This is a genomic window from Lachnoclostridium phytofermentans (genome assembly GCF_000733755.1).
GTDB lineage: Bacteria > Bacillota > Clostridia > Lachnospirales > Lachnospiraceae > Lachnoclostridium > Lachnoclostridium phytofermentans_A.
In genome coordinates, this window is sequence record NZ_JPOF01000006.1 from 417,875 (window position 1) to 442,852 (window position 24,978).

Annotated in this window: 19 protein-coding genes; all 19 read right to left on the reverse strand. The window is 35.3% G+C overall.

Features of this window, described 5'->3' with window-relative positions; translation table 11 throughout:
• Nucleotides 1-39: 39 nt before the first annotated feature.
• Nucleotides 40-1,131 carry a PRK06851 family protein gene (locus CC92_RS0115230; protein WP_029505158.1) on the reverse strand — a complete coding sequence of 364 codons (1,092 nt, stop codon included), beginning with the start codon at nucleotides 1,129-1,131 and terminating at the stop codon, nucleotides 40-42.
• Between the two features lie 624 nt (nucleotides 1,132-1,755).
• Complete coding sequence (locus CC92_RS0115235) at nucleotides 1,756-2,910, reverse strand: YecA family protein (RefSeq protein ID WP_029505159.1); 1,155 nt, start codon at nucleotides 2,908-2,910, stop codon at nucleotides 1,756-1,758.
• Nucleotides 2,911-2,988: 78 nt separating this feature from the next.
• Nucleotides 2,989-4,146 carry an SAM-dependent methyltransferase gene (locus CC92_RS0115240; RefSeq protein ID WP_029505160.1) on the reverse strand — a complete coding sequence of 386 codons (1,158 nt, stop codon included), beginning with the start codon at nucleotides 4,144-4,146 and terminating at the stop codon, nucleotides 2,989-2,991.
• 192 nt (nucleotides 4,147-4,338) lie between these two features.
• The gene (gene mmsB / locus CC92_RS0115245; protein WP_029505161.1) at nucleotides 4,339-5,517 is read right to left on the reverse strand and encodes a multiple monosaccharide ABC transporter permease; all 1,179 of its coding nucleotides are present in this window, start codon (nucleotides 5,515-5,517) and stop codon (nucleotides 4,339-4,341) included.
• Between the two features lie 3 nt (nucleotides 5,518-5,520).
• Nucleotides 5,521-7,062 carry a multiple monosaccharide ABC transporter ATP-binding protein gene (gene mmsA, locus CC92_RS0115250; protein ID WP_155998522.1) on the reverse strand — a complete coding sequence of 514 codons (1,542 nt, stop codon included), beginning with the start codon at nucleotides 7,060-7,062 and terminating at the stop codon, nucleotides 5,521-5,523.
• 217 nt (nucleotides 7,063-7,279) lie between these two features.
• A complete protein-coding gene (gene chvE, locus CC92_RS0115255; protein WP_029505163.1) occupies nucleotides 7,280-8,356 on the reverse strand; it encodes a multiple monosaccharide ABC transporter substrate-binding protein in 1,077 nt (358 codons plus the stop codon).
• A 258-nt stretch (nucleotides 8,357-8,614) separates the two neighbouring features.
• Nucleotides 8,615-9,658: a substrate-binding domain-containing protein gene (locus tag CC92_RS0115260; RefSeq protein WP_029505164.1), complete on the reverse strand. Its 1,044-nt coding sequence runs from the start codon at nucleotides 9,656-9,658 to the stop codon at nucleotides 8,615-8,617.
• Nucleotides 9,655-11,256 carry a response regulator transcription factor gene (locus tag CC92_RS0115265; RefSeq protein WP_029505165.1) on the reverse strand — a complete coding sequence of 534 codons (1,602 nt, stop codon included), beginning with the start codon at nucleotides 11,254-11,256 and terminating at the stop codon, nucleotides 9,655-9,657. Before CC92_RS0115265 ends, CC92_RS0115260 begins: the two co-directional genes overlap by 4 nt.
• A complete protein-coding gene (locus tag CC92_RS0115270; RefSeq protein ID WP_029505166.1) occupies nucleotides 11,249-12,745 on the reverse strand; it encodes a sensor histidine kinase in 1,497 nt (498 codons plus the stop codon). Before CC92_RS0115270 ends, CC92_RS0115265 begins: the two co-directional genes overlap by 8 nt.
• Nucleotides 12,729-13,781 (reverse strand): substrate-binding domain-containing protein, encoded by a 1,053-nt coding sequence (locus tag CC92_RS0115275; protein WP_162175528.1) that lies wholly within the window; start codon nucleotides 13,779-13,781, stop codon nucleotides 12,729-12,731. Before CC92_RS0115275 ends, CC92_RS0115270 begins: the two co-directional genes overlap by 17 nt.
• A 417-nt stretch (nucleotides 13,782-14,198) precedes the next feature.
• Entirely contained in the window at nucleotides 14,199-15,101 is a 903-nt protein-coding gene (locus CC92_RS0115285; RefSeq protein ID WP_029505168.1) for an anti-sigma-V factor rsiV, read from the reverse strand.
• Nucleotides 15,102-15,596: an RNA polymerase sigma factor gene (locus CC92_RS0115290; protein ID WP_029505169.1), complete on the reverse strand. Its 495-nt coding sequence runs from the start codon at nucleotides 15,594-15,596 to the stop codon at nucleotides 15,102-15,104.
• Nucleotides 15,597-15,766: 170 nt separating this feature from the next.
• Nucleotides 15,767-17,080, reverse strand: coding sequence for a glycoside hydrolase family 28 protein (locus tag CC92_RS0115295; RefSeq protein ID WP_034218523.1), 1,314 nt, complete (start codon nucleotides 17,078-17,080; stop codon nucleotides 15,767-15,769).
• A gap of 81 nt (nucleotides 17,081-17,161) precedes the next feature.
• Nucleotides 17,162-18,370, reverse strand: coding sequence for a hypothetical protein (locus tag CC92_RS0115300; protein ID WP_162175529.1), 1,209 nt, complete (start codon nucleotides 18,368-18,370; stop codon nucleotides 17,162-17,164).
• Nucleotides 18,334-19,647, reverse strand: a complete 1,314-nt coding sequence (locus CC92_RS0115305) for a hypothetical protein (RefSeq protein ID WP_029505172.1) — start codon at nucleotides 19,645-19,647, stop codon at nucleotides 18,334-18,336. The genes CC92_RS0115300 and CC92_RS0115305 overlap by 37 nt, the downstream gene beginning before the upstream one ends.
• Nucleotides 19,648-19,671: 24 nt before the next feature.
• Nucleotides 19,672-20,544 carry a carbohydrate ABC transporter permease gene (locus CC92_RS0115310; protein ID WP_029505173.1) on the reverse strand — a complete coding sequence of 291 codons (873 nt, stop codon included), beginning with the start codon at nucleotides 20,542-20,544 and terminating at the stop codon, nucleotides 19,672-19,674.
• 12 nt (nucleotides 20,545-20,556) lie between these two features.
• Nucleotides 20,557-21,462: a carbohydrate ABC transporter permease gene (locus tag CC92_RS0115315; RefSeq protein ID WP_029505174.1), complete on the reverse strand. Its 906-nt coding sequence runs from the start codon at nucleotides 21,460-21,462 to the stop codon at nucleotides 20,557-20,559.
• Between the two features lie 151 nt (nucleotides 21,463-21,613).
• A complete protein-coding gene (locus CC92_RS0115320; protein WP_029505175.1) occupies nucleotides 21,614-23,023 on the reverse strand; it encodes an ABC transporter substrate-binding protein in 1,410 nt (469 codons plus the stop codon).
• A 135-nt stretch (nucleotides 23,024-23,158) separates the two neighbouring features.
• On the reverse strand, nucleotides 23,159-24,967 hold the full coding sequence (locus CC92_RS0115330; protein ID WP_029505176.1) for a sensor histidine kinase: 1,809 nt from the start codon (nucleotides 24,965-24,967) through the stop codon (nucleotides 23,159-23,161).
• Between the last annotated feature and the right edge of the window lie 11 nt (nucleotides 24,968-24,978).

Here is a 24,978-nt window from a genome sequence, read left to right on the forward strand (position 1 = left end):
CAATGAGTGGTTTGATAAATGCAACAGCCTTTTATAACTTTAATCCAAATGATCTTCTATTTTCTCAATTAAATCTCCAATAATGACATCCACTATCTCATAGTCTGTCGCACGAACATAATATTGCTCTAACTCATCATGCAGCGCTTTTGCTTTGGACAAATAAGAGATTCCTTCCTCAATGGTTGCTTTATACCTCTTCTTAATGTCTTCTATGATTTCTGCATTCGCTTCCTCAGTCTCTGGATTAATGCATTCTTCATACATATCGATAATAAAGTCCTGATCATCTTCTGGATAATACTCATGTGGTGCAGTACTATCAAAGATACATAAACTAAGTTCAGGAAATAGTAGCATATCTAAACTATTTGGGTCAAATCCACAGTGATATACTTCTGTTGCAATCCCTAACTCCTCAGCTTTTTTAAGAAGTTTTTTTAATAATGTGGATTTTCCTGAACCTGGTCGCCCCTTAATAAAATATCTGGTAGTTAACCCATCTGTTATATTTTCTACATAGTCCATCGCCCCATATGGAGTGGAACCACCAAAAAATCGATGATAGATTCTACCCTTCTCCTTGAAGTCCACAGAAGAGAAAATTTGTTCTAATAGGTAATCTCCTATCTCTTCTGCCTTTTTAAAATCCATATTTTGAATATATATTTTCTCCCAATCATCATGTATCTCTAGAGCTTTATTAAATTTCGTATATGCATTGATATAACACTCTGAAATCTGTTCCTTTATATCTTTTATATTACGTGTCGCCCTTTTCAGAAGATGGGTATCCCAAGCAATTCCTAAATTTACATATTCCTCTACAGCTCCAGGAATGACTGGCTCTATGACATGTGGGGCTGTTCCATCAACAATTCCAAAAGATAAGGAACGAATAATCATTCCATCAAGTGAATCCGGATCAGAAGAACAATGGATATATTCAATCTCATATCCTTTGTCTAAATATTGCTTTCCTATACGTTTCATCAAAGTGGATTTTCCAGTACCAGGGCCACCTTTTAATATATAGACTTTTTTCAAATCAACTAGATTAGATTCAAAAAAGTTTTGAAAGCCTCTGGCAGTATTTCCACAGGCAAAATAGTGTTTTTGTTTTCCTGTCATAGTTAACCTCATTTCTACGATGCCTTTTGCGCATCCCAAGTTTGTGGATTTTGCATTGACACAAACTTACTGAGTGAAAGTGTTGTCATACACTTTTAACTTCATTTCTACAATTTTTTCTGCGCATCTCAAGAGTTTGAACCAATCAAACAAGTACAAATCTTGTGTTTGAACGTTTATTTTCCTTCAAACAAACATCCTAAGTTTTATTCATAATATACTATGTAATCAATTTTGTATCGTGCACGGACGATGTTCAATCATCAAAATGTATCAAAATAGACTCCCCATCCGTTGACATTTGTAACTAAGAATTGACAGTGGATTCCATCTATTGTAACTAATCCTTTGTCAAACTTCACAATTCATATAATTCAGATATATTTTCATTAATTGTGTATTATATCAAATAATTACTATTGACTTACCTTCCTTTTTTTAGTATTATTATCCATGAATTGGTATATGTGGACTTTAGTTTTATTGTCGCTTATAAATAACATAAAATAGGTAAGAGTTTAACTATACATATTTAACTTCGCTTAACTTTCATAATATAGAAAAAGTACCGAAAGATGGTTTCTTCCTCTTTCGGTACTCCTCTTATTAGCATTCTTTATCTTTTTACACTCTTGCACAGCATTTCTTGTATTTTCTACCGCTCCCACAAGGACACGGATCATTAGGATATACCTTTGGCTCACTCTTTATAATCGGTATATTTTTCCCAACAATAGAGTTAGGGTAAGCATTTAATTTACCAACCGAAACCGGAGTATTACCCTTATAAACCCACTTTATTGTATGATTTGATAGATCAGTCAATAAGCATAATAATTGATTTGCTTCCTCAATATCCTCAAAAATAACACCTGCATTATTTACCTCACTCATCATATAGCTAGGCGTAGCATCTTGTACACAAAGACATCCCAAACCTTTCATTAACTTATCAAGTGTAGTACTATCCTTGATCTTTGTTTGGAAAAACGAATAGACTGCTTTGTATTGATCACATTCCTCATCTACCTCATGGCTAGCATAATAAAGAAGTTCCGAAAAAGTCGGAATGTAATACTCCATACCCTCTGACTGATTTAATATAGATTGATATGCTTCTTCCTCTATTAAAAAATCAGGTACTATATGGTCACCAATCTGATAAAATTCCTGAAAACGATCTAAGGAAGGTTCCAGTACCTTCGCCAGTACGATATCATTTATCTTCTTATTATCATTATATTTTTGGTAAAGCTCATGTATTAGCTTAACAGGAAATGTTCCATAAAGATTACACATCGCTTGAAGCATTAGATATATAGTTTCACGCTCAGTTACTTTAGCCATTCCCTCTTCCGTAAACTGAGTAAGCGCTAATTGTATTAACTCACTTGGAAATAACAAAGTTGGTGCTTCCTCACTTTTACTACCAGAAGCCGTCCAATAAATAAAACCACGATTTGTTAAATAGTATAAATTATCCGGAGGTAAGATCTTAGACTGGTGTAACTGTAATGCAATAATGATGGACTCGAACTGTTCCATAATCATGCCATCTAGCATGGTAGTAAACGCTTGAGTAATTTCACTTACCAAAACATCAATCATTTCTTGTTTCCGTAAGCTTTTTTTCATTGGATAACCATTGGTTACTGCAATTTGTACCAATTCATCGCGAGTACTATAGGAAAGACACTCTGAAAGTGTAATTTCTTTTTTCTCATTTACCAGTTTCGTTAAGTTCTCCTTCATCTGGGGTATATTACTATTTGAACTCATTGTTGCTCCTCTCATCCTTAGGCAAAGCCTTTTCCTAACGTTAAAAACAATAGCATAAGTTAGCTCTATAGTCAATCCTTACACTGTTCTAAGCATTGGAATGTCATTATTGATTCCTTTCGACATTAGGACTTGGTGCAGATCAATAATTCCATTATAAAAGGTGGAAGCACAAGAGGAGAGATACAATTCCCACATTCTTGAAAACTCTTTCCCCATTTTCTCTTCAATCTCTGGAAGGTGATTATGGAAATTCTGTCTCCAGCATAGTAACGTTTTATTATAATGCCTTCTTAAACTTTCCACATCCAATGTGTAAAAATTATAGTTAGGAAGAAGTTGAATCACTTCTCTAAGACTTGGGATGACTCCACCTGGAAAAATGTATTTTCTTATCCATGCATCACCAGGGTTTTCTCTAAGTCCACTAATATAGTGGAGTAGAAATAAGCCACCAGTATTTAAAACACTATCCACGTTTTTTAAAAACAAGTCATATTGATCCCTACCCACATGTTCTAACATACCAACACTAACGATGCGATCAAACTTTATATCAGAATTAATTAGATCCCTATAATCCATAAGTTTTACAGTAACGGAATCGATTAACCCTTCTTCCTTGATACGTTCTTGACATTTTAAATACTGCTCTTTACTCAACGTAATACCCGTTGATTTCACTCCATAGTTCTTTGCTGCGGTTAAAATTAAAAATCCCCAGCCACAACCAATATCAAGTAAAGACATTCCTTCTTTTAAATGAAGTTTTTGTAAGATGTGATCAACTTTATGAACTTGAGCTTCGTATAGTGAATCCGTTTCTTCTTTAAAATATGCACAGGAATAACTTAGTGTCTCATCCAGCCATAAGCTGTAAAAATCATTTCCAAGGTCGTAATGAGACTGCACTTCCAGTGCCTGATGTTTTTTACTGCTTGAGGTATGGAATAGTTTTTTCAGAGCACTATAATCCCTATTGAATTTTCCCATCTGTCCCATAAATAAACTAAGAACCTCATATAAATCCTTATCTACCTCAATTTCTCCGCGCATATAAGCCTCACCGAGAGCGAGGGTGGTACTTGTCAGTAACTCCTTTTTACTGAGCATCTTTTTAATATATACTGTAAATTTTGGCTCTTCCATTCCTATCTTTTGTTCTTCCCCTTCGATATTAAGTATAAATGGCACCGGTATGATATTTTCTAAGTAAGTTATCATAAAATTAGTCATATTATTTTTACTCCTTCAACACTTTATAAATACAGTAAAGGTTCTTCTGCATAATAACAAGAAAATGCACGTTTCGAGGGCTTTTCCTTATCATAAGCAGAAAAACAAAGAGTCTAGTATATTAGACTCTTCGTTCAAATCTTTACCATATTTTTTTGTTTCATACCAGGTTAAGGATAACTTTTAAATGAGCTATACTTTTCTCTCTCCTCGCTTAGATACCACATCGAAAATAACTGCAGCAAGAAGTACTAAGCCTTTTACAACCTTTTGATAGTTTGCATCTACGCTCATGATACTCATGCCTAGATTTATTACACCCATTAATACCGCACCAACAATTACCCCGGGAATCGTACCAATACCACCATAAGCACTTGCCCCTCCAATAAAGCAGGCACCTATCGCATCCATTTCATAATTGGCTCCATAGGTTGGTTGAGCCGAGGTCAATCTAGCGATAGTTAACATACCAGCAATTGCGGATAAAAATCCCATATTTAAATAGGCAAGAAAATAAACACGATTCGTATTAATTCCGGAGAGCTTCGTTGCCTTTTCATTCCCACCAACAGCATAAAAGTGTCGCCCCACGGTAGTTTTCGATGAAATATAACCATACACAAGAACTACAATTAATACCCAAATTAATGCGGTTGGAATACCTCTATTTTGAGAGAGACGGAAGGTAAATGCTAAGATTGCGAAGCAGATCACGATTACTTTGATTAACATTGTAGATAAGTTTTCAGTCTCATAGCCCTTTCTCGTTTTGTCCATACGACTTTTGCATTGTAACAATATATAAATAATACATGCAAGAATACCAAATAGCATACAGGTTAAGTTAAAACCCTCCACTCCAAAAATATCCGGTACGTAACAATCTGCACCACCACCAAATAACTTTATGTAGGTCTGATTCGTAAGTGGTACCGTTAGTCCCTGTAATACCACATTCGATAACCCTCGAAAAATCAGCATACCCGCTAAGGTTACTATAAATGGAGGGATTCTTATATACGCAATCCAAAATCCCTGCCATGCCCCAATTAATAGGCCGAAACTAATCATAATGATAATTGATACTATGAAACTTAATCCTTTTGTCTCCATCATCGTAGCACCAATTGATCCCACAAAACAGACTACAGAACCAATCGATAAATCAATATTCCCGCCTGTTAAGATACAAAACAACATACCGGAAGCTAGGATAAATACATAGGCATTCTGAGAAATCAGGTTACTTACATTTTGAGGCCAGAGGATTTTACCTCCGGTTTTTATGAAAAAGAACATCGTAACCAATACTAAAGCAATAATCATTGTATATTTTTTAGCACCATTTATTACTTTTGATTTATCCATTGCTCACGCTCCTTTATTACTAGCATTTAGAATCATTGACATAATCGTCTCAGAAGTTGCTTCTTCTTTCCCCAGTTCTCCAACGATCCTACCATCACACATAACATAGATTCGGTCGCACATGCCAAGAACTTCTGGTAGCTCAGAGGATATTAATATTACAGATTTACCTTCAGCAACTAATTCATTGATAATACAATAGATTTCATACTTTGCACCAACGTCAATTCCTCTTGTCGGTTCATCAAGAATTAAGATATCTGGATTTGTAAACATCCATTTTGCAAGTAGCACCTTTTGTTGATTACCACCACTTAAATTACCGACATTTTGCCAAACCGAAGTACATTTTGTTTTTAGCTTTTCTTTATAATTGTTGGCTACCTCATATTCTTTGTCTTTATCAATGATTCCTTTGAAGCTGACTTTCTTAAGGCTTGGCAGTGTTGTGTTCATGGATATTGATTTACTTAAAATTAGTCCATTCCCTTTTCTATCTTCTGTTACATAAGCAAGCTTGTTCTCAATTGCATCTCTTACCCTACGAAGTGTTACTTCTTTTCCGTTAATCATCACTTTTCCTGATATATTTCTTCCATATGACTTTCCAAATAGTCCCATAGCAAGTTCTGTTCTTCCGGCACCCATAAGGCCTGCAATTCCAACTACCTCACCCTTTTTCACAGTAAAACTGACTTGATCTACCACTTTATGCTCTGGTGTCATCGCATGATGTACGGTAAAGTCCTTAACTTCAAGCACATATTCCTTGGAAATAAGTACTTCACGTTTTGGGAAACGTACCTTCATGTCACGACCTACCATGCCTTTAATAATGCGCTCCTCTGAAATATCATCCACTGATTTCTTCAGTGTCTCGATGGTTGCTCCATCCCTAAGTATTGTTATCTTATCTGCAACATAGGAAATCTCATTCAACTTATGAGAGATAAGAATTGATGTTACTCCCTCTTTTTTAAAAGCTAATAATAAATCAAGCAAACTCTTTGATTCGGATTCATTTAAGGACGAGGTTGGTTCATCTAAGATTAATAATTTTGCTTTCTTTGCAATTGCTTTCGCAATTTCCACTAATTGCTGTTTCCCGATTCCAATATCTTTAATTAAAGTTCTTGAAGACTCCTTTAGCCCAACCATTTTTAATAATTCATCTGCATATCCATAAGTATCGTTCCAATTTATTGCGTATGGTTTACCGCGTTCATTTCCTAAAAACATATTCTCTGCTATGCTCATATAAGGCACAAGAGCCAGCTCCTGATGTATTATAATGATTCCCTTTTCTTCACTATCCTTTATTTTTGAAAACTTACATAACTCATCCTTATAGATAATCTCTCCCTCATATGTTCCATAAGGGTAGATACCACTAAGAACATTCATTAAAGTGGATTTTCCAGCACCATTTTCACCTACAAGTGCATGTATTTCTCCTTCCATTACTTTTAAGTTAACATTGTCTAATGCTTTAACACCGGGAAATGTTTTGGTAATGTTCCTCATCTCTAATATTATGTTTTCCAAGCTCCCCCTCCTTTCAATAATTTCCTATAAGAGCATAAAAGTAAGTATTAAATAAATATGTTTTCATTCGTTGCCAAGGAATAATCATTTTTAAAAGAAACGGTTGGAGATAAGCATCTTCCCTTATCAGCTTATCTCCAACCGTTTCAAAAATCATGAGAAGAAATTTTATAGCGATATTTCTCTTGCTCTCTTAACAGTAAAACTTATCTAGCCTTTATTTTAACTGATCCTCTGTATAATAACCGGAGTCAATTAATAATTCCTTATAGTTGGTGGCATCTGCGAATACTGGCTCACATAAATAGGATGGAATAATCCCTTTCCCATTGTCATAACTCTTTGTATCATTAACAGGTGCTTCTCCGCCTTTCATAATTGCATCTACCATCTTAACAACCTGTGATGCTAAAGTACGAGTATCCTTAAAGATTGACATGGATTGTTTTCCTGCAATCATATTCTTAACGTTAGCAATATCACAGTCCTGACCAGTAACGATAGGCCATTCTCCAGTATAGGAGGCTGATAACGCATTCGTTACACCAAGTGCTGTTGAATCGTTGGAACAAAGAACCGCATCAATCTTTGTTCCATCTGCATAGTAAGAAGCAATAATTGCATCCATCCTGCCTTGTGCAGTCTCTGTAGACCAGTTTGCAGTTGCAACTTTTTCAAAATCAACAGAACCAGATTTTACAACAAGAACACCACTATCAACATATGGTTTTAACACATCTATAGCGCCGCCATAGAAGAATCTTGCGTTATTATCCCCAGGATCACCAGTAAAAATCTCAAGATTGAATGGTCCTTTTGCAGATTCAAGACCTAATTTTTCTTTTATGTATTCTCCTTGCTTCGTTCCAACCATATAATTATCAAAGGTAGCATAATAAGAAACTGCATCAGAATTCATAATTAAACGATCGTAAGCGATAACAGAGATGCCTTCCTTCTTAGCCTGAGCAAGGACAGTTCCTAAGGAATCTCCGTCGATGGAAGCTATGACTAATAACTTACAACCGTTTGATATCATGTTCTCCACTTGCGATACCTGTGTCTGAATGTCATTATTCGCATATTGTAAATCAACTTCATAACCAGCTTCCTTTAACTGCTTCTCCATATTGGAACCATCTTGATTCCAACGCTGCAGATCCTTTGTAGGCATGGCAACACCGATTAGTTTGTCAGAACCTTTACCAGAGGTTGATTTCGTTTTACCGCATCCAGTAACAAGTGAAGTTACCATTATAATGCACAACACCATACAAAACAATTTTCTTTTCATCCTTGATCCTCCCATATTATAATGTTATAAAAGCATGTAAAGATAGTAAATCCTTCACACTTACCAATATACATTCTGTATAGCCTCTGGTAAGTTCAAAGAATTATTCTCTTCACATATTCACTATATCATAGGGAAACTAGGACCAGATTGTGAATATCAGCATATTTTCATGGACAGCAACCATCCGTAAAAATGAAATAGTATTTTATTGTACTAATAATGTTCCAGCTTAAAATATTCTTGATACAAAAGCACTTATTTTGGCATTTTCTCCGGTACATTTAAGAATACATCCTCTTTTTGATGAAATCCGCTGTTAATAATTATTTCCTCCAAATTCTTTGCATTTACCGCGATTGTCTCGAGCGCGATATAAGGGACATCATAGGTTCCATCGTTCATGAAAGTGGTTTGTTCTAGTTCTTTCCCAAGTACTAACTTAATCGTATCCTCAGCTGCTGTCTGCGCAAGTTTTGCAACTGGCTTATAAACGGTCATTAACTGAGTTCCCTCTACAATTCTCTGGCATGCTTCCAGATCCGCATCCTGACCGACTACCATGATTTTACCCGCTAAGCGCTGCTCTGCCAAAGCATAGATGGTTTGACCTGCCAGACTATCGTTTCCGCACATAATGGCATCCACCTCCTTTACTACATCGCTATGCTCGTTTACGTATTTCCTTGTCTCTTCGGCTCTCCAATTATCTGCATGAAGCATGTCAACAACCTCAATCTTATATTTCTTAATCACACTTTGAAATCCTTTATCAATCATAGATACATTATTATCAGTCATTGGTCCGCAAAACATAAGGACTTTACCTTTGGTTAGCCCATTCTCAACAAAGGCGGTTGCCATCATCTTACCGACAGCTTCGTTATCAAACGATATGTAGAGATCCACATCTGCATTTTTTATTAATCTATCGTAAGCAATTACCTTAATCCCTTTCTCCTTCGCCTTTTTTACAACAGAAGAAAGTTTCTCAGAATCAATTCCGATGATGACAATGGCATCCATTTGCTTATCAATAAAGTATTCAATTTGGCGAACCTGTTCGTCCATATCTCCACTGGCATTCTGAACATTTACTTCTGCTCCTAGATCATTGGCAGTCGCTACAAATACATCGCGGTCTCTTTGCCATCGCTCAATAACAAAGGAATCAAAGCTCATACCAATCTGAATTTCCCTTGGCTGCTCATTCGCAGTATCCTCTTCTACCCGATAACCATCACTACAACCTGAGAATATAAGAATAAAGCAAAAGCATAGCAATACAGCACAATTTTTCAAGATACCCCTCCCTCTTTATATTCTGTTGGTGTCTTACCCACGTTCTTTTTAAATGATCTGCTAAAATAATTCGGATCGCTATATCCAACCATAATTCCAATTTCCTTCATACTCTTTTCTGATTCAAGAAGCAGCTGTTTTGCAACTTTCATTCTAAGTTCCGTAAGATAGTCAATGAAATTAATTCCTGTCTCTTCTTTAAATACCTTACTAAAATAGTAGGGACTGATATTCACTTGCCTTGATACTTCCTCTAGTGACAATTCTTTATGGTAATGTTCCCTTATGTACAACTTTGCCTTCTCTACCGTACCGATCGAAGTTATTTTTTTCTTCGCCGCCACATTACGGCAAGCATTTTCTATTCGTTCTACAAACCAAAGACGAAGTGCATCGTATTGCTCGATTTCAATGACGGTTGGTAAATATTCTCTTCTGGAACGAAATTCGTAGGTCATCCCTCCATTTTCATAAGCGATATGCTCAGCCCAAAGCACAAATTCAAGTGCCTTTAATTTAATATCTGTCATACAGTCCGGATATGTCATAACCATCCAATCAAAGAAGGCATAGGCAGATGCAGTGGCAAGGTTTAAATCCCCTCTTGGTATTGCTTCAAAGATTGCTTTTTCTATCGTAATCGGATAATCTTTCTCATAGCTACAGGCAAACGGTAAATCATCCACATGGGCAACTAATCCTGTCGTATCTAACAGGGATTTTAATGCCTCACTATAAGATTTTACAGCCTCCGATACATAATAAACAGAACCTATCCCGAGACGAAACCGAATATCTATATGACTTTTCAGCTGACGAATTAAGACCCTTGACTGTTCAATTACTTGTATCCTTTCCTCATATGACATCGACATACTAACAAAAGGTACGAAAACTACGATTTTATTTGCCATCACCGGTCCCACAACGCCAATTTGAATTGCTTCTCTAATATATTCTCTCATTTCTTTGTAATGGTTTTGTATACTAACACTGGTTCCTACTGCATTGGTCATAAGAGAACCGATCTGTTCCTCTCCGCAGACAAGTACCATCATATAACCATAATCATAAGGTATCTCAAGTAAGTTCTTAAAATTTGCAATATCTTCTCTCACAAATTCTTGAAGCAAAAGGGTATAAATAAATCCATTTTCTAAGATAGGTACAACCGCTTCCATTTTTTCTCTTATTATTAAATCATTGCTGCGTTTTTTCCGTTCCATATCAATCTGCTGCATCCCTCTTCGCAAAACTTCCACAATACGCTCTTTGCTAACAGGCTTATGTAAATATTCCAAAACTCCAAGATTAATCGCTTCCTTTGCATAATCAAACTTATCAAAAGCACTCAGTACAATAAAAATGATACTGGGAAAAAACTTTTTAATCTCTTTCATTGCATCAATCCCATTAATTCCAGGCATGTGGATATCCATAATCACAATTTCCGGTCGGAAAATTTCACTGCGTTCAATCACACTTCTTCCACTCTTTGCATAGTCCACAACACATTCCTCGCCAAAATTCTGCTTGATTATGTATTGCAATGATTCAATCACAATCCCCTCATCATCTGCCAGCATTATTTTATACATGATTCTCCTCCTGGTGAAATGGTAAATAAAGTCTTACCTCCGTACCGCAGTTCTTTCCCTTACTTGAAACTGTTACTACCTTTTCACTATTAAAATAAAGTGACAATCGTTCCATCACATTATTAAGACCAATGCCATTCGACTCCCTACTCTCCTTCTTCTCCCTCGCTCTTTTCTTATTAATCTGCTCGACCAGTTCTTCCTCCATTCCAAGACCATTATCTAGGATACAGACACAAATATCTGTTTCTTCATAATAGACCGATAGTTCTATCTTCCCCTGGCACTCTATGTCACGAATTCCATACTGAAAGCTATTCTCAACAATTGGCTGTAATATCATGCTTGGAACCTTGATCCTCGTGTAGTTTTCATCAATATGCTTTTCATAGCAGATAGCACCGCAGTACCGTACGTTTAATATATAAAGATAATGGTCTACCAGCTCAATTTCTTCCTTAAGAGTAACTACTTCATGATTTTTCTTAATGCTGTATCGTAAAAATTCTGCTACATTTTGAACATACTCACAGGTTTTCTCTGCTCCTTCTAACATTGCAAGCTGTACACCAGCATTGAGGGTATTAAACAGAAAATGCGGATTAATCTGTGCCTGGAGATATTTTAACTGAGCATCCTTTAAATGCGATTCCATTCGTAATTCCCGCTCCTTTAAATTACGTTCGTTTTCAACACTCTCCTTTAATTTTGTTATATAATCCCGAATGCTAATCACCATTTGATCGAAGGCTTTTGTCACAACACCCACTTCATCATGGCTGCTTACTTCAACAACTTCTACATCAAAATTTCCCTCCGCTACCTGATTCGCTGTTTTAGCTAATATTTTAAGAGGTCTGGTAATTGTTTGGGTTATAATAAGGATGATAATAATATTTGCAGAAGCAATGGACATAATCAGGAAGGTACTTAAACGCTCGAGCGACCGTATCGAATTTGATAAGGCCAGATAATTTGCCGAGTTATTTTTAAATAATCCATTGTTTAAACTATAGATATAAGTACTAATATAAGAATATAACGCCGTTGCATTTTCATAGCGAACCTTATATTTTTCCACATTACGACCTCTCTTTGCTTCCACCGTCTGATTCGTTAAGGTTAGATAATGCTCTGACATCCTTTTGATATTCCGCTCCATTAGCTTTAACCTATCGGAAGATTTTTCTTCCTCCAGCGATTTAATCGCATTCCCATAATTTTGCTCATGTTTATAGTATTCCTGCATTGCATCCGATGTTTTGGTATTTAAAAACATCGTCATGCTGGATTGTACATTCATTAGTTCCTCTTCCAGCCCATTAAGATTAATATTACTAACATAGATGGAATCCAATCGTTTAATGAAGTAATTAATGTTTACATACATAAAAGCATTCATACCGAAAATCAGAATTATTGTGGCTGCAAATGCAAACATTAACTTCACCTGTAACGAAATACTGCCAAGCTCATTCTTCCTTCTCATCTCCCCCTCCTTTGATAAAACCCTTCAAATTATCCAGGGTGATATATGCAGTATCTACGGTATAATATTCATTCGCATGTCCAGTCATCTGATATTCTTTCATTGCCTCAATGCAATAACGACCAATTTGTTCTGTATTCACCTTAATCGTAGAATAGATAACATTCCTTTCCACTGCGTTTAAAATGGTATCAGAATCATAGTATCCTAAGATATTTATCTTCCCTACTTTGTTATAATCAACAACCGCCTGATAAGCACAAGTCGTATTTAATTCATTCAGGCAAATAAGGATATCCGGAAGACTCCCTTCTGTAACAAAGATATCACGTATCGTTTCTTCCGCTGCAAATGCACTTTCTTCCTCAATTTTAATCGAACTCATGTGAATCTTACTGTTCGATTCTCTAACTGTTTCCAGTGTTTCGTAAATACTGGTATAGAGTATGTTTTGCCCTAAATCCTCTGTATTATTTGACATTAAAACAAGAACCTCACATTCCTCATCCTTTGCTAGCTTTAATACCAACTTGCCATACATCTTCCCAAGGTTATAATTATTAACACCAACATAACTTAGCCGATTACTCGCAGTATTATCTCCCAAAACTGTAATCACTGGTATCCCTTGCACTGATGCCTCATTGATTAGACTTGTCAAATCTTCACTCTCATCTGCTTCCAAAAAGATACCATCCACTTTAGAAGCGATTGCTATCTGCATCAGTTCTTCCTTGGTAAAAGAACTTGCTAACTCATCCCCCAAAAATTCGACCAAAGAATCTTCCTCTTCTCCTACAGCCTTAGCACTTTGGTACACCGACTTCCAAAAGGAAGAAGATTGATCCCCGACGATCATTACATAATAGGAATCATATTCCTTATCCGAAAGGTCATCCATTTGACGAACCACATCCTCGATTTGATTTTTAAAAACAAGCATGGTGGTAACAGCGATAGCAAGCATAAATAATACTGCCAAAACGCAAACAATAAATCGTATTCTAGGTAGTTTCCTTGAATTTATTATACTCATCTCCATCGTTATTGAATTTAAACTTGATATACAAAAGATTGATATCGACATTGGTAATTAAGCATTAACTTTCAGTAAATTCTAAATTAGGATTTCACTAGTTTTGATTATATCATGTATTGGGTATTTTTACCATTTTCTATTTCAGATTATTTACTACATCGGAGGGCATAAAAAACTTACTTCGCATACTTTTTTCTATTCACGAACAAGAAAAATCACACTTCTCGTACTTTTCCTTGTCATTAATAAAAAGGCAGCAAATAAAGTAACTTTATACTTCATTTGCTGCCTTCTACTAGTTTTTCATAACTTTTTTGGACTATGTTTTTTCATACTTTAACATACTAGTCTTTTATTATAGAATCGTTATCTATTGTTTATGGAGGATTTATTACCTAAGTAAATTTTTACTTGTTATTTCAAAATATCTTTCACCACTTCATTCGGTATAACAAATTCTATGCTTCCTTCCGATCCTGGAGCAATTTCATAATCATTGTAATGGATCACGATTTCATGTTTATCATTCATATAAAAGCTTTGTGTTTCACTTATTTTAAAATCATCTAAGTCTTTCATATCTTCATAAAGATACACCACTGTTCCTTCTTTGGTATCTTCTTTCATCTGCCGTTTTACTTCTTCACTAATAACACTAGCATAATCACTTGACTCTATGAATAAATCTTTTAGTTGTATCACCTCTCCGGTTAACTTATCAATATGGTAAAAAACAGTGCTCTGACTACCAGAAGCTGCTGTTTCAAATACATCAATACGAAGTGAAAACCATTGATCATCATTTAATATGACATGATACGTAACATCCATACCTTGATGAATGTTCCCATACTCATTAATATCTGCTTCAAATTCCGATATTAATTTTTCTACATAACCTGTAATTTCCTTATTTAGCTCCATCACAGTTTCCGATTCATCCATGCCATAATAAACAATCTTTGGTATGTCTACTTTTGCATAGTAATCGTCGGTTACATTTTCATAATGACGAAAAGTAACGGCTTCAAATAAACCTCCTAATCCCGGTATTCTACTCATAGCTTGTGCAATTGTTGAACTACTGTTTACCAGAACTAAAATGCAAAGACACGCCGCTGCAATAATCGTGAGACTACCTTGTAACCAAGCCTTCCTTTTTTTTCTCATGTTTACTTCGTGAATGGTTTCTCTTAACTTATCAACTGCATCCAAAGGAATCTCTAACTGCTGATACGCCTTTTTTAATGCCAGCAAATGATGATGTTCCTCTAATCTTGATAACTCTTCCTCAAGGGGAGTTCCATTATTATTCATTCAAACTACTCCTTCTTCTTTATTTTCCAATGCTTTTTTAAGTTTGCGAAGTCCACGGTATAATTTTGACTTAACCGTACTTAAATTCATTTCAAGTACTCTGCTGATATCTTCTAGTTTATAGTCTTCAAAAAAACGCATCATTACAATACTTCTTTCTGGTTCTTCTAAACTTGAGACCAAATCCTTCATTAGAACTTGCTCAAAATTTTCCTCATATGAGATAGATTCGTCAAGTTCATAGGTTATATTCTTTTTTTTCTTTCTCATCTGTATTGCAGTATTGATAACAATTTTGCATATCCATGTATCTGCATACTCTATTTGTTTTAACGAATTGCTATATTTTATTGCTTTATATGCACTCTCCTGAACGATATCCATGGCATCATTGGGATCAAAACAATAGCTATAAGCAACCCGGTAATACTTTTTATAATTTGAAATCAACAATTCTTGAACACATTGTTCCTCTCTTGTTTCTTTTCCCGACATATGTCTGTTCCTTATCCTTTCAGATTTATAGCTACATATCATTAGACCTGATAAACATAAAAAAAGTTTCAATTAGATTTTACCCTAACTAAAACTTTTTTTATACTATAAATACAGCAGAACTATCAATTGGATGATAAAAAAAAGATAAATGAACTCCTTTTTTACTATTAAAACTGGATATCTTCTACATTATGAAGCTCAACTTTTTGAGCAACATATTGCTTCATATTATCATTACATGTTATGTTTACATTTTTTAAAGCTACATTTTTTGCGTAATCACAATAGAAACCACTTATTTTTCTTTTTATGATTCCTTCTCCTTGGCATGGGCGTAAATCAAAACTGTCGACATCCCACTTTGATGTTTTATCTAATGTTACAGATACATTCTCGAAACTTAAATCTTCGATAATATTATCGTTACTACCATGGATAAAGACTCCGCCTTCTCCTGTACAGTTGATGTTTTGGAATCGAACATTTTTGATATGTCCAGCTTTTACTCCTTCTTTCCGATCAATTGCAGTCACATAGATAGCTTCTGCTCTTCCCCACCATTCTTTGGAGAATCTTCTGGTTTCTATGTTAATATTTGAGAATTGAATATTGCTAACATTTCCACAGTCTCTAAGCTGAATGCACAATCCTCGGTTACTTCTGCTGATGTTGCAGTTATCAATAATCACGTTTTTAAAATCTGCTTCACTTTCTGTACCAAATTTAATTGCAGAACTTGTAGAGATTAAAGTACAACCTGAAATCAATATGTTTTCACATGCTCCATATTCTGAGAATCCATTTGTATTCTTCAGTACGATACAATCATCTGCACACTCTAAATGTGAATTTAGAATTCGAACATTTTTACAGTGATCTGGATCAATACCATCTGCATTTGCCATCTTTAGGTTATTTAAGATACGAATGCAATCAATAAGAACATCTTCACAGCCTGCCATATGAACAGTCCAAAATCCGCTTCGCTGTAACGTAACATCTCTGATTGTTAAGTGCTTAATGTTCTCTACCAAAATCATCGGTACTCTTGGATATACGATTCCTTCAATGTGATATTGCCCTACGGTACCGTAATACATCTCTTCTGTACCATCTATTTTACCAAGTCCAGTGATACTGATATGTTCTCCATCCTTTGCATAAATGAAATAATGATATGGTTTTCCATTATATTCGCAATTGATATAGGAAGGAACCGATGGATCAGCTTTTGCTCTAACAACTCCAGGCACGGAAGAATAGTCCTCCATATTCTCACTAGCCTTTAACATTGCACCACTCTCTAAGTGAAGTTCTACATTAGATTTTAAAACAATAGATCCAGTTTTGAATACATAACCTGCAGGAACAAATACCCTTCCTCCACCCTTGTTATGACAAGTATCAATCGCTGATTGTATCGCTGCTGCATCATTTGTTATACCATCACCGACAGCGCCATATTCTAATATATTGTACATTTATAATTTCCTCTCTTTTTCAAATTTTTTTAGACTTTCTCTTACGTTTCTAATTTAACCATTTATGAAGTAACATGTACTTTACCTTACATATTGTGTTTTATTTTCACATGCTACATATTGTTGTTGAATTCCCTCTTTGGTTTTCAGCTGACTCCTACCTTTATCATAACTTGGTATAAGACTTTTACATCCGGCAATAAACTCTGGAAGCTCTTTATATTCCTTCTTATCCCCAGCGATTAACAAATATGCAACTTTCTCTTCATACACTCGGAATTCACAATCAAATAATTGATCATTATGCGGTACAAAGGTTCCACTCGTCCAAATACCAACATACGAATTTCCCTTTTTCCCAAATAACCAAGAATCTTCTATCTCAAATTCTTCGAATTTTGGTGTTGGAAAATATACATGAGTAAATGCGATTGGATATTCTTTTGGAATCTGATAAATCATAGCAATCTGATTTTTCTTCTGAGAGATTGCTGGCATGATACCATTTCCAAACCAATAACCCGGCCTCATTGTTGTTGCATCGCAAGTTCCACCCGGATGATTGATAAAGACAACGGTATCATTGTCGATACCAATATAATTCATATGTTGTTGGTATCCATATACTCCAGGCTCAAAACGTGTTGTTCCATGAAAGCACTCATTTAATGATTTGCAGTATTCATGAGAATTATGGTCAATTCCTACATTTTCTCGTACATTCTTCCAAACAATTTGATCTTCGGACATTTTCTCTGAAGCAACTGAAGTTACGATATAATCTTCTGTTTTATAAAGCTGAATCGTCGCATTTCCCATTCGATAACTTACATCTTGCTCTTTCTCCATAATATCCACTAAATCTTTCGAGAAGGTATAAGAGCTTGTTGCCATCACACTAAGCCATTCACTGAAAAAATACGGAGTTTTTTCATTAACCATAAACAACATATTTTGTACGCTTTGCCTGCATGGGTAGAGAACTTCTCGATACACTCTTCCTTGAGGCGAAATAACAGAACCTTTGAAGGTATGCATAGCGAGATATATCATGATTTTATCAAGAACCTTGCGAGATTTTTCTTTTAGCTCACCTTCATAGAAATCATATAAGTTTAATACTCCTGCGAAGGTGATAGGGGTATAACCTCCACTTTGGAATTCTTCGAATCCATATTCCAAAACATCATCTAACCAATCATTTATCTTAACGCTTGCTTTCTCTCTAAGTTCTAGTCCTGTACATTTAGCTCTTACAAAATAATCCTCTGGATACAGCTCTCCAGCCATAAAGGCACTGATATAAAACAATAAAGAGTGATTTTCACTCCAAAAGCACATACATCCGTACCTTCTTCATTCATCCAGTAACGATAATTTAACACAACTTCTTTGGTACGTTTCTTAATCGCTTCTGAAACTTCATAAAGACGGTAGAACCGCATGTAAGCAGCGAATACAAAATCAGAACAATCTCTTCGATTTTCCATATGTTTTAAATCATTTAAGATTTCCTCTTCTTCGTTAATCTGAACTTCATTCCTCGCACGGCGCGCTAATAAATTATACATGGAGAAACGATCCACACTTCCTCTAGGTATGGCACCTACCTTGCTGATTTCACGAATTACATACTCTTTCCCATTAACATCTTGGTCCACATAGTTAGGAAGAATTCTTTCAACAAGTTCAAACTTACGACTAAGCTTTGTATCCTCTAGTTCCACACTTACCGTAAAATTGCTTATGGATTCCTTTATCTTAATATCCGTTTCTCCTGTAATATCTAGGTTTTCATAACGAGTACTTTGCGCAAAAAAATCTGGGCTTCCATTATCATATCTTAAGGTAACTTTCGGTGAAACTAACGATGTATTCGATTCCGCGCAATCTTTGGAAGTTCTCTTCATAGAAAGCTTCGGTAATTGAAGGAAACCCTTCTTTAGTATGCAGCCATCTAAGAACTCTTGCGCTTCTAATAAAGGTTTTACCTTCTCTTCCTCTGATAACAAAACCCACACATGATTTGCATTTTGCAATTGGAGTCCAATAATATTTCTGGTATCACGTACCCCTAGATTTTGAAAGCGTATGATGATCTCATTTCTACCGCTTTTTAAATAAAGTGGAAAATCACATCGATTGATCGGTTTGTATACCGGTCTTAAGTTCTTTGCTTGTTTTTCTCCATTCACAAATACTTCAAAGGCTCCAAAAGACCATAATACGGCATCAATTGTGCATTCTTCCTCCACAAAAAGACAGGTAAAAGCAAGCATTTCTACCTTTTTAAGGAGTGGATAGAAGGTGCTTTTATCGATAAAGTAATTATCGTGGGAATAATAATATTCCCATGGTGTACCTATTTCACTCAATTTCCCAAGCAATACTTTTTCTGAACTAAGTGAATCTTTGTTCGTTATAATTTTCGAACGTAATTCACTTTCTAACGCTAATTGATCTTTATTACTCCCTTTTTCATCCATTGCCTGTACATCACTAAGAACAGGGCCTGAAACAAGAAAATGAGTGACAAATCCAGCTTGGTTTAATCTTAATGTCTCCATAATTACCTCCACTTCTATGCGTCTTTAACCCTTTACCGCTCCAGCTGTTAAACCACCCATAAAGTGCTTACTCGCTAGTATATAAACAATTAAGATAGGCACGATTGCGATCGTGGAACCAGCAAACATAACATTCCATGCTGCCGCACCGTCCCCTGCATTACGAAGAGATACCACTCCTACAGTTAATGGTCTTAACTTTTCATTCGTCATCGTAAACACTAATGGTAAGATATATTCATTCCATGCACCACGGAAAGATAGCAATGCGATAGATGCCATAACAGGTTTTAATACTGGTAACATAATTTTGTAATAAATCTGAAAAAAGGTACATCCATCAATCGTTGCTGCTTCATCTAATTCCTTAGGTACTGAACTCATATAGCCACGAACTAAAAAGATATATGTTGCTTGACCGGTACCAGCAGCAATAATGATTACTGGAAATAACGAAGAGTTAATTCCTAACTTAACAGATAATTCAAATAAAGGTCTTAAGGAAATACTACCTACATTAATAAACATAAATATGATCATTACACCATATAGGAATTCCTTTAAAAAGAAATTTCTTCTAGCAAATACATAACCTGCCATCGTTGAGATAATAAGCATAAGTCCCATAACAGAGGTACTTATAATCATACTGTTTAAGGTGTATTGAGCAAAATTTGCCTTATTCCAAGCTTGCACAAAATTATCGATGATGAACTTCTTTGGTAATATATTAATACCACCAGCTACCAGTTCCTTGTTTTCTTTAAAGGATCCTAGAACAACATAGATAATTGGGAACAGTGTAATTACTGCTAATATCACTAAGAATGTGTAAAGCACTGTTCTCGAAATGTAATAACTTTTTGATTTAACAACACGACTTCCTTCTGCTGCCATAACTTGTTCCTCCTAATTAATATCGTCGAGTTTTTTACTGATTTTTAAATAAATTAAAGTCACGATACCAACAATAATTGCGGCAACGACACTAAGAACTGCACCGTATCCAATCTGTAACTCCGAAGTTCCATTTCCAAAACAAAGGTTATAGATATAGGAGAACATTACTTGTGTTCTATTGTTTGGACCACCACCAGTTAATACCATAATGGACTGGTAATCCTTAAGCGCTGTTGTAATAGCTAGCATTAAAACAACTTTTAACACTGGTCCAAGTAATGGTAGTGTAATCTTAAAGAAGGTCTGAACACCATTCGCACCATCGATTTTTGAACTTTCATATACGTCTTCTGAAATACTGGTTAAACCAGAAGAGAATAAAATCATATAGTTACCAAATCCACCCCAGATTGCAACAATAACGACTGCCATCATCGCAGTGGACGGAGCTCCTAGCCAATCAATCGGTTTATCGATAAAACCAACTGTGTGTAACATACTATTTAATACACCATTATAAGCAGCAAAGATAAAATAGAAGATCAAACAATAAACAGCGGAACTAATGATAGTTGGTAAGAAGAAAATTCCACGAAATAAGCTACTTCCTCTTAGCTTTCTACTTAATATCACTGCTGTTACTAAGGATAATGGCATAACAAAGATTAATTTAAGAAATGCATACTCAAATGTGTGTATCACACTTTGCCAAAATAACGTATCCGAAAAAACTCTTTTTATATTATCGAATCCCACAAAATACTTGGAAAATCCGTTATAGTCGTACATAATGTATTGAAATACCCACAAGAAAGGGTAAATAGAAACTACTACTAACAAAAAGATTGCCGGAGATAGCATCAACCAAGTTACTAAATTACTTCCTTTGGATTTTGTTCGTTTCTTATTCAGCATAAAATCCTCCTTCTTAACAGTGTTGCATATTGATATTTACGATTTGTAATATTATTTTCCATCATTTTTCGATAAGAAAAGCCTCATAGATTCCAAGATGAGAACTTATGAGACTTTTCCACTCAATATCTGCAACACTACAGATTTCCTATTATTTATCTAAGTATTTTACTGTTCCACTGTTTGGATTTAATGGATCATAATTTTCTACTACGAGTCTCTTTGTTTTTCCTAAAGATATGTCTTTATCTAATGCTTCGTTATAAGTCTTATTCAAGTCTTCGATTGTCTTATCAATATCTGGACCATCTGGTAAACAAGCATTCCATAATGCGACACGGTAAGCTTCACCAGCTGGAGAAACTACTGGAGCAACCGGATAAACAGCTTCATATTCTTCCAGTGCAAAATCAGATAATCTTCCCATTTTTGTTTTATCTACAATGGCATCCATGTAACCTGAGATAGGTAAGGTATATCCTTGTTCAATATAACCTTTTAAGAATTCCTCACTTTGGAAATATTCGATTACTTTCCAAGCAGCTTCTGCATTCTTTGTTTTTCCTGACATAAACCATCCGGTATTTGGACTACAAGTTAAAGAACCTTTAATCTCGCCATCTAAAGTAGGAAGAGGAGCAACTGCCCATTCACACTCTGCAGGGAATTGTTCTGTTAAAACACCTGCTTCCTGTGAAGCATTTCCATAGAATCCCACATTACCAGTAGCAAACTGAGTACGGGAAGGGTCAATCTGCATCGACGCAGAACCTGGTAATACACTTCCATCTTCAAACATCTGTCTTACCGCTTCTATAAAAGGCTTAAATCCTGTAAAATCATATTTTCCATTTGCATAATCGTATGGTGTAACACCACTTAATTCTGCACTACGTTCAATCCAACGTTCAAATGGACTGCTAAGTCCTGGGAAGATGGTGCCGTAAGCAACACCATCACCAACCTCAGTAATTTTCTTTGCTACTTCAATTGTTTCTGCTAAGGTCGTAGGAGGAGTTACTCCTGCTTTATCAAATAACTCAACATTGTAGATTAATCTGGAACCACTTCTCATACCACCTGGCACCCAGTAAATATCTTCCCCTATTGAATTTAATCCTTCATATTTGTGTTCATATGCTTCTGTCACTTTTGCAAATTCTTCTGTAATAAAAGAATTTAATGGTTGTATAATTCCTGACTTTGCATATTCATTTAAGTTAACAACGTCATTTGCAAAGATGTCCGGTGCTTGGCCAGAGGTTGCTGACATTACAAGTAGGTTTTGATACTCGGAAGAAGATTGAACCGTATATTCAATTTCAATATTATCGGTATTGTTTTTATTAAACTCTTCTACCTTTTCAGTCATATACTCTAAATCATGACTGTTTTTTGACCATACAACTACTTTCGTTTTCTTTGAACTTGAGGATTGTCCATCATCCCCCCCTGTTTTATCTCCTGCATTATCCTTAGAACTACACCCCACAAGAGAAAATGTCATTAAACCGACAAGAGCAAACGCACCCATTCGTTTTAAAAAGTGTTTCTTCGTCATACTTTCTTCTCCTTTATTTTCTTGATGATTTTATTATAGTTCTTACTAAAAAAATATGACATGGCTTTTTTCCATGTCATAGTAACCAATTTCTATCTCTTATTATCATTTGCTCTCTTAAAATAAATCAAACTCCTATTGCCTTTGCATATCCGCTGTTTCATACGGTATCGAAATACGAACGATATTCTTATAAAATGGCATGCTATGAAAGGAAAGCTCAACATCTTCCCCATAACAAGTACTTAACCTTCGATAAACATTGTAAATACCAACATGTTTTTCTCCTGCTATCATCGTACGATTTTTAGACGCCATCGCTTTAGTGATATCAATTCCTTTCCCATTATCCTCTACTTCAATGATTAACCTTTTTCCTTCCACATAAAATCTAACAATGATCTTAGGCAAAAATCCAAGTGGTAGAAAATCGAATTTACCAAACCCATGTTTCAGTGAATTTTCAACCAAAGGCTGAAGTATCAATTTTAATATACTTGTACTATGTAATCCCTCTTCAACCTCAGTGCTAAATTCAACAGTATCACTGGATCTTAAATTCATAATATACATATAGTTAACAACATGGGAAATCTCTTCTTTGACTGTAATAATCTGTCTGCCTTGACTTAAACCAATTCTTAAGTAATCACTTAGGCATTCAATCATCTTCGTGGAATTATCTTTATCTCCTGCGATAATCTCCCACTTAATACAATCTAAAGTATTGTATAAAAAGTGAGGATTGACTTGTTCTGATAGCGCTTGAATTTCAGCTGCATTCTTCTCTTCTGCTTCTTTTTTTATCTGTAGCATTTGTTCTTTTATCGTGATATACATCGAATTTATGGATTCTCTAAGTTTACTAACTTCATCATTAACTGTGATTTCTTGCACCTCATAGGTTCCATACTCAATCTTTTGTACATCGATAATCAATCTTCTCATCTTTCTTGTAATAAAATCAGAGACAAAGAAAGAAAATAAAATAGCCAATATCATACTAATTAACCATACCATTAATATAAAGCTCTTAATGCTTTGGAATTCCTTTAGAATCTCCGTTAAAGATGTAATACTGATTAATTTGATTCCACAGGCATCCACATCTTGAACCATTACCTTATAAGTATCGTCTTTTGATTTGACATTATATTGACTTTCAGTTACAACTTCTTCAATCCTTTGTTTAAACTCCTTCTCATACGCAATATCAAATCTTGATTCCGTAAGTGGACTTCCATCCGTAGTACTGAGATAGAAGTTTGATTTACCAAGCTGATTATAAGCATTGATATCATTCAAAATTTTATTCGTGTTCAGAAAAACTACTAGTCTTCCTACTGCCTCTTTCACATTTTCTCGAATCACAGGTATTTCTCCTGATTCTATTTTATTAAGAGGAAAAACTACCGGTATCGTCATGTTTATCTTTGTGATATCATTTCGTTGTTCTGGAAGTAATACAATCCCCCTCGCACCGCTAGGTATTAACTCTAGTAATTTTTCTTCGTTAAAATTCCATCCATAATCACTAATTCCGTAATACTCACCATTGCTACCAAACATACAAACCGTATCAATATAGTCACTGGTTCTTTGATAATCTACGAATAATCCCTGAACCTCCTGAAACTGCTTCGCATAATTTTTTCTATCACTCTCTTCCGTGAAGGAGGTGATTATTTTCTGTACCCTGGGAGTTGAAATAAGTCGCAGTGCTTCAAAAACTATCTGATTCATCTCATCAGAAAGATTAAGACTTCCTGTAGTAATGGTATAATGGACATTATCCATTACTTGTTTTTCCTGAATCTTTGCAAAATATTGATAGCAAAAAACACTGATAAACATAAGGCAAAAAGTAGAAATCGTAATCATACCAATTAGTATCTTCGAGCGTAATTTTATATTACTGATGTTTTTTCGGATATTCGATATCATCCCTACCTCAA

Coding starts and splice junctions, on each gene's coding strand:
- CC92_RS0115290 (WP_029505169.1), bottom strand. CDS start 15,596: ATGTCGGGAAAAGAAACAAGAGAGGAACAATGTGTTCAAGAATTGTTG.
- mmsB (WP_029505161.1), bottom strand. CDS start 5,517: ATGGATAAATCAAAAGTAATAAATGGTGCTAAAAAATATACAATGATT.
- CC92_RS0115320 (WP_029505175.1), bottom strand. CDS start 23,023: ATGACGAAGAAACACTTTTTAAAACGAATGGGTGCGTTTGCTCTTGTC.
- CC92_RS0115235 (WP_029505159.1), bottom strand. CDS start 2,910: ATGAGTTCAAATAGTAATATACCCCAGATGAAGGAGAACTTAACGAAA.
- chvE (WP_029505163.1), bottom strand. CDS start 8,356: ATGAAAAGAAAATTGTTTTGTATGGTGTTGTGCATTATAATGGTAACT.
- CC92_RS0115330 (WP_029505176.1), bottom strand. CDS start 24,967: ATGATATCGAATATCCGAAAAAACATCAGTAATATAAAATTACGCTCG.
- CC92_RS0115230 (WP_029505158.1), bottom strand. CDS start 1,131: ATGACAGGAAAACAAAAACACTATTTTGCCTGTGGAAATACTGCCAGA.
- CC92_RS0115240 (WP_029505160.1), bottom strand. CDS start 4,146: ATGACTAATTTTATGATAACTTACTTAGAAAATATCATACCGGTGCCA.
- CC92_RS0115315 (WP_029505174.1), bottom strand. CDS start 21,462: ATGCTGAATAAGAAACGAACAAAATCCAAAGGAAGTAATTTAGTAACT.
- CC92_RS0115265 (WP_029505165.1), bottom strand. CDS start 11,256: ATGTATAAAATAATGCTGGCAGATGATGAGGGGATTGTGATTGAATCA.
- CC92_RS0115295 (WP_034218523.1), bottom strand. CDS start 17,080: ATGTACAATATATTAGAATATGGCGCTGTCGGTGATGGTATAACAAAT.
- CC92_RS0115300 (WP_162175529.1), bottom strand. CDS start 18,370: ATGGCTGGAGAGCTGTATCCAGAGGATTATTTTGTAAGAGCTAAATGT.
- CC92_RS0115305 (WP_029505172.1), bottom strand. CDS start 19,647: ATGGAGACATTAAGATTAAACCAAGCTGGATTTGTCACTCATTTTCTT.
- CC92_RS0115270 (WP_029505166.1), bottom strand. CDS start 12,745: ATGAGAAGGAAGAATGAGCTTGGCAGTATTTCGTTACAGGTGAAGTTA.
- CC92_RS0115285 (WP_029505168.1), bottom strand. CDS start 15,101: ATGAATAATAATGGAACTCCCCTTGAGGAAGAGTTATCAAGATTAGAG.
- CC92_RS0115275 (WP_162175528.1), bottom strand. CDS start 13,781: ATGAGTATAATAAATTCAAGGAAACTACCTAGAATACGATTTATTGTT.
- CC92_RS0115310 (WP_029505173.1), bottom strand. CDS start 20,544: ATGGCAGCAGAAGGAAGTCGTGTTGTTAAATCAAAAAGTTATTACATT.